At 60.2% G+C, this 12,729-nt stretch carries 9 protein-coding genes; 5 read left to right on the top strand and 4 right to left on the bottom strand.

Annotated elements, in window-relative coordinates; translation table 11 throughout:
• Positions 1-7: 7 nt before the first annotated feature.
• Entirely contained in the window at positions 8-2,068 is a 2,061-nt protein-coding gene (locus tag GWR55_RS12950) for a M64 family metallopeptidase (protein ID WP_162402637.1), read from the bottom strand.
• Positions 2,069-2,218: 150 nt separating this feature from the next.
• Here GWR55_RS12950 and GWR55_RS12945 point away from each other — a divergent pair, with 150 nt between their 5' ends.
• On the top strand, positions 2,219-2,422 hold the full coding sequence (locus GWR55_RS12945) for a hypothetical protein (protein WP_162402636.1): 204 nt from the start codon (positions 2,219-2,221) through the stop codon (positions 2,420-2,422).
• A 116-nt stretch (positions 2,423-2,538) separates the two neighbouring features.
• Here the strand turns inward: GWR55_RS12945 and GWR55_RS12940 are convergent, their stop codons facing one another.
• From GWR55_RS12940 to GWR55_RS12930, 3 genes are all read right to left on the bottom strand, one after another.
• Positions 2,539-3,573: an LOG family protein gene (locus GWR55_RS12940; protein WP_162402635.1), complete on the bottom strand. Its 1,035-nt coding sequence runs from the start codon at positions 3,571-3,573 to the stop codon at positions 2,539-2,541.
• 30 nt (positions 3,574-3,603) lie between these two features.
• Positions 3,604-3,939, bottom strand: a complete 336-nt coding sequence (locus GWR55_RS12935) for a hypothetical protein (RefSeq protein WP_162402634.1) — start codon at positions 3,937-3,939, stop codon at positions 3,604-3,606.
• Between the two features lie 226 nt (positions 3,940-4,165).
• Entirely contained in the window at positions 4,166-4,393 is a 228-nt protein-coding gene (locus GWR55_RS12930) for a hypothetical protein (RefSeq protein ID WP_162402633.1), read from the bottom strand.
• Positions 4,394-4,582: 189 nt separating this feature from the next.
• Here GWR55_RS12930 and GWR55_RS12925 point away from each other — a divergent pair, with 189 nt between their 5' ends.
• From GWR55_RS12925 to GWR55_RS12910, 4 genes are all read left to right on the top strand, one after another.
• On the top strand, positions 4,583-6,553 hold the full coding sequence (locus GWR55_RS12925) for an ABC-F family ATP-binding cassette domain-containing protein (protein ID WP_162402632.1): 1,971 nt from the start codon (positions 4,583-4,585) through the stop codon (positions 6,551-6,553).
• Between the two features lie 436 nt (positions 6,554-6,989).
• On the top strand, positions 6,990-8,303 hold the full coding sequence (locus GWR55_RS12920; protein WP_238398388.1) for a phosphatidylserine/phosphatidylglycerophosphate/cardiolipin synthase family protein: 1,314 nt from the start codon (positions 6,990-6,992) through the stop codon (positions 8,301-8,303).
• Positions 8,304-8,311: 8 nt separating this feature from the next.
• Positions 8,312-9,046, top strand: coding sequence for an endonuclease/exonuclease/phosphatase family protein (locus GWR55_RS12915; protein ID WP_162402631.1), 735 nt, complete (start codon positions 8,312-8,314; stop codon positions 9,044-9,046).
• A gap of 264 nt (positions 9,047-9,310) precedes the next feature.
• Entirely contained in the window at positions 9,311-12,550 is a 3,240-nt protein-coding gene (locus GWR55_RS12910) for an EAL domain-containing protein (protein WP_162402630.1), read from the top strand.
• Positions 12,551-12,729 lie beyond the last annotated feature (179 nt).

Raw genomic sequence — 12,729 nt, 5'->3', positions numbered from 1 at the left:
ATTCTCCTTACCAGTTTCTTCCATACCGATAGTTGTGAATAAACCGGTAGTAGATCTTCTGCAGCTGCATGGTTGGAGTGGAGCGGATAAGGCCCAGCCAGTCGTGGTTGTGCACAACCAGATCGCGATGCGCCTTGCCGCCCTCGTAGTTACAGGGCTCAAACCGGTCGACGGTGCCAAGGTTCCACTCTCCCACCCAGTCTGCCGACCAGGTTGCGGACAACGCGGAACCGCTGGAAATCATACTGCCGAGATACTGCGTCGCCCAGTCGTTGCAGTTATAGACGAAGAGATCCTGCTTCCTGTCTCCGGTGACGTCGCCCACCCAGAACTGGTCGTGTTTGCGCATTTGCCAGCCCGGCACGCTTCCATCGTAACGATGCGCCATGTTCAGACCCGACCCGGTCGACTGAAGCATGCCGAGGTACGCAATACTCCAGTTATCTCCGTTGAAGACATAGAGATCGACCTTGCCGTCGCCGTTGGAGTCCGCCGGATAGAAGCGATCGCCCTTGGTCATCTGCCACGACGGAAGGACGTTATCGTAACGATGCGCCATCGACAGGCTGGAGCCGTTGGACGAGAGCATCCCCAGGTAGGGATAGACCCAGTTCGATCCATTGAAGACGAACAGATCGCATTTGCCGTCTCCGTTGAAGTCTCCCGTGTAGAACTGGTCTCCCTTGGTCATCTGCCAGCCTGGCATGTTGGCGTCATAGCGGTGAATGACCTGGAATCCGGTTCCCGTCGAGTGCAGCATTCCGAGGTACGGGATGGCCCAGTTGGTTCCGTTGAAGACGAACAGGTCCTGCTTATGGTCGCCGTCGAAGTCGCCGACAAAGAACCTGTCGTCCTTTGAGAACTGCCAGCCCGGCATGGAGCCGTCGTAGCGGGCGATGAGCCGCAGGCCATTCGCGCCGTCGTCGGCAAGCAGGCCGAGATACGGCATGATCCAGTTGGTCGAGTTGTAGACGACAACTTCCTTCTTGCCGTCTCCGTTGAAGTCTCCGATGTAGAACTGATCGCCCGCAGTGAACTGCCACGAGCCGGGAACGATCGCGACAGCGCTGAAGACGATGTCCATCTGGCTTCCGTTCGAGCGGAAGATCTGGATGGAGTTGTTGGTGTGGATCAGCAGGTCGTCCTTGCCGTCGCCATTGAAGTCGCCGGTATGGCAGTCGAGGAAGGTGTGTTCGGTCTTGGCGTCGTTGATGCGCTTCATCTGCGTGTAGCAGACGGGGCAGTACTCCGGGGTATTGCTGCGCATGCGGCAGTTGATGACCGGCCGATACATGCCGGTGCCGTTGGTTCCACCGCCTTCGAAGAGGCCGACGCTCTGGGTGTCGTCCCAGTCCGCCGGACGTGTGCCTTGCGTGTAGCCCGCACAGTTGCCGATGCCGGTCGGAATGGGGGTCGTCGGCGCAACGAAGTTTTTCCACTTGAGCGTGTTGCGATTCGTGTTGATTGTGACATCCACGTTGCCGGGCTCGCCGCCGGAGTAGACCTTGCTGGTGCAGTACTCATCGGCGAGTGCGCCCAATCCGTGTCCGAACTCGTGCGCCAGGACATGCCAGTCGATTCCGAGCGGCACCACCTGGAACCCGCCGCCTCCACATCCCCCGTAGTTGGGGTTATTGAGGAAGATGACGACCAGGTTGTAGTCCGGCACCCACTTGTTCAGAGCGTTGTTGACCAGCGTCGAGGTGTTGGCGCCTCCCTCGAGCCAGCAGTGCGCCCAGGACCCGCTGAAGATGTAGCCAAGGGCCGTGTTCCTCAGGGTTGTGCTGGTGATGGTGTCGTCGGAAGGGTCGTCCGGGGTTCCGTGCTCGTCGTACTGGCGGGTGCTTACGCCGGAGTCGACGGAGATCAGATTGACGCGGAAGATGTTGAAGGCCTGTTTGTCTTCGTAGAAGTAGTCGTGGCCGAAGACGCCATCAAGGAGAAACTCCTGGACCTTGTTGTTGTAGAGAGTCTGGTCGCCGGCGGCGAAGCCATCGCCCATGACGGCTATGTTGACTTTGGCGCCAACGGGACCGGAACTGAGGACCTGCGTCACTGAATCAGGCATCGTCGACCTCTCAGCTTGAATTTCGAAGCTTAGCCGAACCGCACCCGCGGGGAGACTCGAACGAAATTTCCGTTCGAGGTAGAGCAGGGAAAGAACGATAGCACATTTTTTCAACCTCGCATTACGCATCTTTCAGCAGCATGCGTGTCTATGAAGGAAAGAGAATGGGTTGCCCTGAGCGAAGTCGAATGGAATCTGTCTTCTACCTTCAAAGAAGTGCCATTCGCGGAGCACCATACCGCTCGCCCTTCCAAAAGAGGTGTCATTTCGACCGGAGACGCGCAGCGCGAAGTGGAGAACCCCCCGCATTCCGGGATGCTGGTTGGTATGATTGCCCTGCTTGAGACACCGTGACTGTCCGGGCAAAATGCGGGGGTCCCTCCACTCCGCTGCGCTCCGGTCGGGATGACACGATCGTTATGGGAGACGAATAACGCCTCAACCACCCGCCGAAACGAAAGCAACAGCAACTACCGGGTCGATGCGATGTCCGGGCCCAGGATGTCCTGCGCGGTCGGAGCAGGATCGTGGGGAACCTCCTGTGCTCCAGCGGCGCGGCGCGCCCGTTCCTGCAGAGCCTTCTCGTAGTCCGAATCCAGGTGGTTCTTCGTCAGCTCCTCTTTCAGGATCTCGAAGGCGTCTTCGGGGGTATCTGCAAACCGGAACAGGCTGAGGTCGGCGTGCGCGATCGCACCCTTCTCCGCCAGCACATCGAGATTCATCACGCTCTTCCAGTAGGGTGTGCCGTAGATCACCACCGGGATCTTCTTGGCCAGCTTGTGGGTCTGGGCCAGGGTGAGGATCTCAAACATCTCGTCCAGCGTTCCGAAGCCGCCGGGGAAGATGACCAGCGCCTTGGCCAGATACACCAGCCAGTACTTGCGCATGAAGAAGTAGTGGAAGTCGAAGTTGAGCGAGGGAGTGATGTAGGGGTTGGGCTGCTGCTCGAAGGGAAGCTTGATGTTGAGCCCGATGGTCTTGGCGCCGGCCTCGTAGGCTCCGCGGTTGGCCGCCTCCATGATTCCGGGGCCTCCGCCGGAGGTTATGACGAAGCGGTGGCGCGGGCCGGGAAGAGACTTCGCCCAGGTGGCGAGCATGTTGGCGAGGATGCGGGCGTCCTCGTAGTAGGCGGCCATCTCGATAGCGGCGCCGGCCAGCCGCAGCCGTGCGCCGGTGGCTTTGCCGTGCTCGATCTCTTCGAGCCGAGCGGGCTGTTCGGCTGCAGCCTCGCGCGAGCCGGTGTTGGCCAGCAACTCGAAGTTGGCGGCGGCGACGTCGAGAGCGCGAAAGCGCGCCGAGCCGAAGAAGACGATGGTGTCCTGGATGCGCTCGCGACGAAAACGGCTGAGCGGTTCCTGGTACTCGGACATGATGCGGAGAATGCGGGCATCGGGGGAGTTGATGAAGTCCGGGTTTTCATACGCCAGTGGAGCAATCTCCAGCGGCTCAGGAGCTTCGGGGGTTGCCGGGGTTGCTGTCTGCGAATTCTTTTCGTCAAGTGCCATCGAAATCCTCGTTGCCTGCAGGGAAGTATGTCAGCGGTAGTCGCGGTAGTGAACGGCCTCAGAGATGCCAATCCATATATCCAGCAGCCCCAGTCCGGAGATGATGCCGCGCACGGCCCCGTTGTGCAGAACCGCAGCGAGAGCAGGATGCGACTGAATGTAGAGGTTCTGATCCCACACCCTGGTCCACCACGGCAGCAGCATTACCAGAATGCCCAGGTACACGCAGAAGAGCACCAGCACGAAGAGCGAAAGCCGCTGCAGCCAGACAGGAGCCGCGGCATGTCTCGGTTCAACAGGATCGCCGGGAGGTGGGGGCAACACAGTGGGTTCGTGGTCCGGAAAGAGTTGGGACTGACCTGGCATCAAGCTCTCATCTTTGACAGTAGCAGAGGGGCTCTGCCGTTGTCTCTCTTCGGAAACCCTGTCCGGGGAGAACGAAAGCGATGAAATCGGCTACGAGGGGAAAAAATGAGGAAGAGGGAAGAAGGAAAAAAAATGAGGAACTGTGATTCGGAATGCAGTCACAGCTCCTCATCCGAGCAAAGGGGTACTGCTAGTCGCCCTGTATCAGCTCCGCGGGGTATCTGATTCAGATCCCCGAAGAGTCCACCCGTCCCCTCGTTAGACCCGGCGAAAAGTAGAGCTCCGATGCGGGATATTCCGCCGCCGGGCCATCACTGTTACCGACGGAGGTGTTCGCAATCCAGCTCCCATATTCCATCGGTAGATAAAGCTTTACTGGAGCTGTCGTTTCGGAGCGCCTCGACGCTGCCTGTTGCAGGATGCCTGTTGTTATCTGGTTCAGGATGCGGTTCATGAGCAAGCTCCTTTTTGTGTCCAACCCGGAGCCTTGTTTCAGGAGAAGTTCGCAAGAGCAGGCCGGGAGAAACACTGTCGCAAGAAGACTGAATCCAACCTATTGGATCGGGACAAAAGAGGTGTCAGGGAGCTGTCAGGCCTTCGTCAAAAAGTTGTGACAGCGCTCAGGATGCGAAAATAGAAGTGCATGCTGCAACTGATCGGGGCCGGCAAGCGATTCGGCCAAAAGCTCCTCTATGAAGACATCAACTGGCTGATTACCCCCAACGAGCGCACGGCGCTTGTGGGTGGCAACGGCACGGGAAAATCGACGCTGCTGAAGGTGATCGCAGGAGTCGAGTCGCTCGACTATGGCCAGATCACACGCGTCAAGGGAACGACGATCGGGTATCTGCCTCAGGACGGCCTCGCGATGCGGGGCAAGACGGTCTTTGAGGAATGTCTCTCAGTCTTCGAGCACCTGCACGCGCTCGAGGCAGAGTCGCTCGAGCTGATGACGGTGATGAGCGAGAAGGACCCGAAGTCGAAGGAGTATGCGACTGCAGCCGACCGCTACTCCGAGATCGCCGATCAGCTTCACGTGCACGACATCTACACGCTCGATGCGCAGGTGGGCGCGGTCCTGGGAGGACTGGGCTTTACCCGCGAAGACTGGCAGCGCAAGACCGAGGAGTTCTCGGGCGGCTGGCAGATGCGCATTGCGCTGGCGAAGCTTCTCCTCCAGAAGCCTTCGCTGCTGCTGCTGGACGAGCCGACCAATCACCTGGATCTCGAGAGCCGCAACTGGCTCGAAAATTATCTGCACGACTATCCGAACGCCTTCATCCTGATCTCGCACGATCGCTACTTCCTCGACGTAACGGTCAACAAGATCGTCGAGCTGTGGAACAAGCGGATGCACGTCTACCACGGCAACTACGAGAAGTACGTCACCCAGAAGGAAGAGCGACGCGCCACCCTGATGGCCGCCTACAAGAACCAGCGCGATCGCATTGAGGCGCTGGAGGCCTTCATCAACCGCTTCCGTTACCAGGCGACCAAGGCCAAGCAGGTACAGTCGCGCATCAAGGAGCTGGAAAAGATCGAGCGCATCGAGGTTCCTGAAGAAGAGGCGACGATCCACTTCACGATTCCTCAGCCACCGGCTTCTGGCCGCACGGTGATCGAAGTTGAGAACCTGACCAAGGTGTACCCGACACCCGACGGCGGCCAGAAGACCATCCTCGACAACGTGAACTTCACTATCGAGCGCGGCGACCGCATTGCGCTGGTCGGTGCGAACGGCGCTGGCAAATCGACGCTGATCCGCATGCTCAGCGAGCAGGAGGCGCCCACCGGCGGCACCATCCGCTACGGCCATAACGCTATCGTCGACTTCTTCGCGCAGGACCAGTACAAGGTGCTGAATCCGAATAACGAGATGCTGGACGATATCGCCGCTGCCTCGCCGAAGGTTCCTGTGGTAGAGCTGCGCAGTCTGCTCGGATGCTTCATGTTCTCCGGCGACGATGTCTTCAAGAAGCTGGGAGTGCTCTCCGGCGGAGAGCGCAATCGTTATGCCATGGCGAAGATGCTGGTCTCGCCCTCGAACATGCTGCTGCTGGATGAGCCGACCAACCATCTCGACCTGCGGGCCAAGGACGTTCTGCTGGATGCGATTCGCAACTTCACCGGAACGGTGCTCTTCGTCTCGCACGATCGCTACTTTATTGACGGCCTGGCGACGCGGGTCTTCGAGGTGGAGGACCGTCGTGTCCACATCTATCCGGGCAACTACGAGGATTACCTGTGGCGCAAGCAGGGCGGCCCGGAGAAGGTAAGCGAGTCTTTGAGCAGTGGTCTCAGCGTGGCCGTTCCTGCTCCGCCTCCGGTAGCGGTTGAGCCGGTTCCCACTGTCGCCGCAGCGCCCGCGGCTCCGGTCAAGCGCGTGAATCCGATTAAGCTGAAGCAGATGGAAGATCGCCTGAAGTTTGCCGAAGAGGAGATTCCTCGGCTGGAGCAGGCGATCGCAACCGCAGAAGAGCGCCTGGGCAACTTCGTCTCAGCCGAGCAGTCGCAGAAGGATGCCTCCGACCTGGATCGCCTGCGCCACGACAAAGCCGTTCTGACGGCAGAGTGGGAAGAGCTTGCGATGGCGCTCGAAGAACAGCAGGCGTAGAGGGTATATCCGCAGATCAACTTTGCACGATTGAACTGATTTGTTGGACATTGAGCGCTACCTGAGGTGTCATCCTGAGCGAAGCGCGCAGCGCGTAGTCGAAGGATCTGCGGTGTGGGATGGTGGCTGAGCCAGCAGACCGCAGATCCTTCGACGACGCTTCTCGCGATAAAGCTGCGAGAAGCTCCGCTCAGGATGACACCTCCAGGGGAGGCAGGAGCGCGTATCCAGCTACCATGTTCATACGCGTTCGCGATCATGCGCATCTTTCGGATGACCGCAAACGGATTTCAGGATATCTGTGGATACACCATAGAGGAAGGCCGCTGAGAAGCGAGCCTTATAATCCTCTGGTTTTCGTAACGCGAACCCGGATGCGGTAGAAAGCATCTCCGTGGACGCCGTGCGAGACATCTTGCTGATGATGAAAGGGCAGATGGCAACCGTGCCGATGCTGTTGGCGACCGTAACTCTCCCCACACATCTCGTTGTGCTGGGCGGTGTTGCGCTCTTGCTCCTGCTGCTCTTCCTGCTCTCGGGCCTGTTCGGTCCTATGCCGAGGTACAAGATCACCGGCTCAGAGGAGCTTCCCTCCAACGAGTCGGAGGAGTTTCTTGGACTGCTGGAAGCATTGGGGGATGCGAGCGTAAAGCGCACCGGGAGGTTCGAGGTGCTGACCAACGGAGAAAACTTCTATCCGGCGGAGCTGGCCGCGATCCGGGAAGCAGAGCAAAGTGTCAACCTCGAGGCCTACATCTTCCAAAAAAGCCAGATTGGCCAACTGTATCTGGATGCTCTCGCCGAGCGAGCGAGAGCGGGGGTGCAGGTCAATGTGCTGCTGGATGCCTTCGGCAGCGCCGGCATCACGCGAGCCTTCTTTCGGCCGCTTCTCGATGCAGGCGGAAAGATCTGCTGGTATAACACCCCGGCGTGGCATCGCCTTACCCAGATGGACCATCGAACCCATCGCGAGCTGCTGATTGTGGACGGTCTTGTGGGCTTTATCGGCGGTGCGGGTATCGGCGACCACTGGTATACGGGAGTCCGCGGGCATGCACCATGGCGCGACGACATGGTGCGGGTGGAGGGCGAGCCGGTTGCGAACCTGCAGGCAACCTTTGCCGAAAACTGGCTCGAAGCCATCGGGGAGCTGCTCATCGGAAGCGCCTACTTTCCAGAGCTTTCGAGCCTTGAGCCGACCTCGGCGCTGGTCATCAACAGCACGCCCTCCGGCGGAGGCGCCACCCGCGCCCGCGTCCTCTTCCAGCTTCTGCTGGCGTCAGCGCGTCACAGCATCTCCATCACGACGCCTTACTTTCTGCCGGATAAGGGCCTGATGCGCGAGCTGTGCCTTGCGGTCGAGCGCGGTGTCCAGGTCCGTATCCTGGTTCCGGGCGAGCGCAGCGATCACTTTCTAACCCGAAGCACCAGTCGTGGAGGCTATGGCCCGCTGCTCAAGGCTGGAGCAGACATCTACGAGTACGAACCGGCGATGATGCACGCCAAGATTCTCCGCGTCGATCACGTATGGAGCATCGTCGGCTCAACCAACTTCGACAACCGTTCCTTCGGGATCAACGACGAGGTCAACCTGGCCGTGCGCGATCGCGAGCTGGCCGCACGGCTGAAGATCGATTTTGAGGCCGATCTCGCGCAATCCACAAAGGTAACCCTGGCGGCGTGGAAATCCCGTCCAATCCATGAACGGATCACAGAGGTCCTGGGCTGGATCTTTGAGCGTCAGCAGTGAGCGTGAAGATGTCGCAACTGAAAGTCGCAACTTACAACGTGCATAAGTGTCGTGGGCTGGATCAGAAGATCTCGCCGGAGCGCGTCGCCGAGGTGATTCATCAGCTGGATGCCGATGTGGTCTGCCTGCAGGAGGTGGTGCATGCTCCCGAGGGCCTGGCGCAGTTCAATCAGGCCGAGAGAATCGCAAGCGAACTGCCGGGGTACACCTGGGCCTTCGGTGGCAACCGTTCGCTGCATGGCGGAGCCTACGGCAACATGACGCTGACCCGGCTTTCGCTGACGGACTGGCGCAATCATGATCTGACCCATCAGAGGCGCGAGGAGCGCGGCGTCCTGCAGACCGATGTCGCGCTGGCCGGCAGCCGCCTCCTTCGCATCTTCAACGTTCACCTGGGGACCAGCTTTCTTGAACGGCGTCATCAGGGAAAACGACTGTTCGACGCAGAGATTCTCTCCCAGGAGCAGAGCAGCTATCCCCGGCTCGTGCTGGGCGACCTCAATGAGTGGACGCGCGGCCTGACGACGAGACTGCTGCGCAGGGAGTTCGAGACCTTCCGGCCCCGGCACATCTGGAAGTTTCCGCGGACCTATCCGGGAATCTTCCCTCTGATGACGCTTGACCATCTTTATTTCGAGTCACCCCTTTCGCTGGTCTCCACCGGGCTCTGGCGGAGCCGTTTGGCGATGGTCGCGTCCGACCACCTTCCCCTTGCCGCAACCTTCGAGGTCGTCGAGAGATAGCGGCCGCATGGCGGCCTCTGGATCACAGAGCGGACTTCGCTCAGGGCAGGCTTCTCCACGGCGGCCCTTTGGGCCTCCTGCACCAGGAATGAAGCAGCCCGTCCTCCTTCCTGGTTCTCCAGTGCAACTTACGGGGGATAAACCATTGAGCCCAAGCTTCTGGAAGATGGAGAGTACCTGATGTTCGCCGGGAAATGTGGATGCTCGCAGCGGACGGGCCTTCCCGATGGTGGGGACGCTAACGCGCATTTTTAGAGGTTTGTTGTGAGAGCCAAGCTGGGCGCTGACCACGGAGCAGGACCGCCTGTCGATAGCAGATTCAGGAGTGCGGGAGCAGTGCTGGAGGCGCTGCCTGTTCCTGTATGCCTGGTGGAATCGGAGGTCATCGTCTTTGCAAACTCCGCGCTCGGACGACTGCTGCGGACCGAGAGGCATCTGCTGGCCGGGAGGAGCTTCTCTTCTGTCGCGGTCATGACGCACGGTGGCGTACGCGACCTTTGCAGAGAAACGGACGAACAATCGGAACCTCTGCTGCTACAGGCAGTCGACGGTCGGCTTATCCCCGTCGAAGCGACGGTCTCCGCCGTCGAGTTGGAAGGTACGGATCTGCTGCAGGTCAGCTTCGGCTGCTCCTCCGATTCCATTCCACGCAATCTGAAGAGCCAGATACTGAGCCATACCATCCGCAGCACACGCGATCACCTGAAGATACTTGCGCTGGATGGCACGGTCCGATGGATGAACGCGGAGAGCCAGCGTAGCCTGGGACTTGAGACGGTGCACGAGGCCCGCGGAATGCGGTGGCCCGACCTGTGGCCTCAGGAACAGCGTTCCACCGCGCAGGCTGCGCTGGCAGTCGCGCAGTCCGGAGGCTATGGGCGCTTTGAGGGATGCTTCAGCGCCGACATGGGCCCGGAGACGTGGTGGGATGTCTCCATTACTCCCATCAGAGCGCAATCCGGCGAAACCGAAGCGCTCCTCGTGATTGCACGCAACATTACCGATCGCAAGAAGGTGGAGTGCGAGCTGGTCCGCAGAACCCGTCAGTTGCAGATGATCGTCGACAATGTTCCTGCCCTCATCGCCTATATCGATGTGCAGGGATGCTATCAGTGGGTCAATCGGGCGTATGAAGAGTGGTATGGGCTCTCGTCAGAGGACATGGTCGGGCGCCACTGGTATGGCGTTATCGCGGAAGGGGTAGGCAAAGAGTACGCCCGCAGACTGTGCCCGAAGGTCCGGGCCGTCCTCGCCGGGATCCCCCAGACTTTTGAAGCCCCCCTTGAGTTTGGAGGCCGGGTCCATCATCTGCTCCTCTCCTATACTCCCGACCGGGACGAGAATGGGTGCGTCCGCGGTTTTGTGTTGCTGGCCACCGACACGACCGAGCAGCGTCGTGCCCAGGAAGAGCTGTTCACCAGCCAGGAGAGCTTCCGCACCCTCGCTGAAGCGCTGCCGTCGATCGTGTGGTCGGCTACCCCGGATGGGGCGATCGATTACCTCAGCGATCGTTTTCGCGATATGACAGGCCTTCGGCCGGAAGAAGGACTGGAATCGAAGTGGGTCCGGATGATTCATCCCGATGATATGCCCAGTCTCGATTTGCGCTACCGGGCTGCATTGACCGCCGGGACGCCCCTGGACGAAAAGTTTCGTATTCGCCAGAAGGACGGCAGCTATCGCTGGTATCTTGCGCGGGCCCTGCCGCAGCGCAACGACTCCGGGGAGATCATCCGCTGGGTGGGTGCTTCGACCGACATTCACCAGCAGGTGCTGTCCGAAGAGGCCATCCGGCGCAGCGAGCAGAAATATCGCCTGCTCTTCGACGATAATCCGCTGCCCATGTGGACCTATGACTGCCGGACGCTGAAGTTTATCTCGGTCAACGACAAGGCGATTCGTTCCTATGGGTACTCGCGCGAAGAGTTCCTTTCAATGAAGGTGACGGACATTCGCCCGAAGGAGGACCTGCCGGGGGTAATTGGAGTTCTTCGCGATCCGCAATCGGGCGTCGTCGCCGGGCCCTTCCGGCATAAGCGCAAGGATGGCAGTATCTTCTGGGCTGAGGCGACGGGCCACGACACTATCCAGGATGGTGAGCACCTTACGCTGGTGGTCGCGCAGGACGTCAGCGAACGCGTGCGCCTGAACGAAGAGCTTCTGCGGCGGGCCGAGCACGATCCTCTGACCGGGCTTCCGAACCGGATACTGCTGGCGCAGCGCTTCAAGGACGCCGCCCGACGCGCCGACCGGCGGGGCGCCAAGGCAGTGCTGCTGGCGATCGACTTCGACCACTTCAAGCAGATTAATGACAGCTTCGGCCACCAGGTGGGAGACGGCTTTCTGAAGGCCCTGGCGGACCGGATCAGGGGCCGCCTGCGCAGCACCGATACCCTGGCCCGCCTGGGAGGGGACGAGTTCATCGCCATCGCCGACGATGTCTACTCGCTCGATGCCTGCGCGGCGATTGCCAACAATCTGATGGACGCCCTGCAGGAACCGATCACTGTGATGGATGTGCAGCTCAAGCCGACCCTCTCCCTGGGGCTTGCGGTCTATCCTGACGACGGCACCAGCCTGGACGACCTGATGCGCAGGGCCGACTATGGGCTCTACGAGGCCAAGCGCGCGGGACGTAATTGCTGGAAGCGCTACATGAGGTCGCAGAGCTATCGGGTGGAAGAGGCCCGGCAGATTGAGCGCTCCCTGCGAACTGCGGCCGACGAGAAGCGCCTGCTGCTGCACTATCAGCCCATGTTTTCGGCCTCTGGAGAGATCAAGGCGATGGAGGCGCTTGTCCGCCTGGTCGATCCGCAGCTGGGAATTCTGCCGCCTGGACGTTTTATCTCCATCGCCGAGGAGACAGGACTGATCCATTCCATCGGGATGTGGGTGCTTCGCGAATCCTGCCGCCAGAGCAGGGAGTGGCGCGACCATGGATTCGACCCGGTTCCGCTTGCCATCAACGTCTCCGCACCTCAGTTCCTGCGCGGCAACCTGGCTGCCGAGGTCCAGCGCGCGCTCGACGACTTTGGAATGGAACCGGCACTGCTGGAGCTGGAGCTTACCGAGTCCCTGCTGATGGAGAATACTGAACAGGCGCGGCAGCAGCTTAGCTCGCTGCGAGCGCTGGGAGTCCGCATCTCCATGGACGACTTCGGGACCGGCTACAGCTCTCTGAGCTACCTGCAGACCCTGCCGATCGACACCCTCAAGATCGACCAGTCGTTCGTTCACAATATCGATGGTCCGGAGTCGTACCCGATCGTGAAGGCAATTGTGGAGCTGGGCAAGAATCTTGGGCTCACCATTCTGGCCGAGGGCGTGGAGACGAAGGAACAGCACGAAGAGCTGGTGCGGCTGGGCTGCGACCTGTTCCAGGGATTCCTTCTCTCAACACCGCGGCCTGCCCACGAGATCCAGGCCATCTTTGAGGCTGCGCGGCCGCTCGTTCCCGTGGAGACGGCCGGGACAGCCTCCTCCTGCATCATGGCGCGTGCGTGATGGGCCGTGCGTGATGAGTGGGTAGAGGGTGATTTGTGTCATTCCGAGCGAACCCTGAGCAAGCGAAGCGCGCCGAAGGGGTAGTCGAGGAACCCCCGCATTTTCGGGATGCCGGTCAGGATGGTTTGCCTCACGTGAGGTACTGGGCGACATAGTCAAAATGCGGGGGTCTCTCCGCT

Source organism: Edaphobacter sp. 12200R-103 (assembly GCF_010093025.1).
Taxonomy (GTDB): domain Bacteria; phylum Acidobacteriota; class Terriglobia; order Terriglobales; family Acidobacteriaceae; genus Edaphobacter.
Note: the sequence above shows the minus strand (reverse complement) of the source record. Positions and strands in the feature narration are given on the sequence as shown.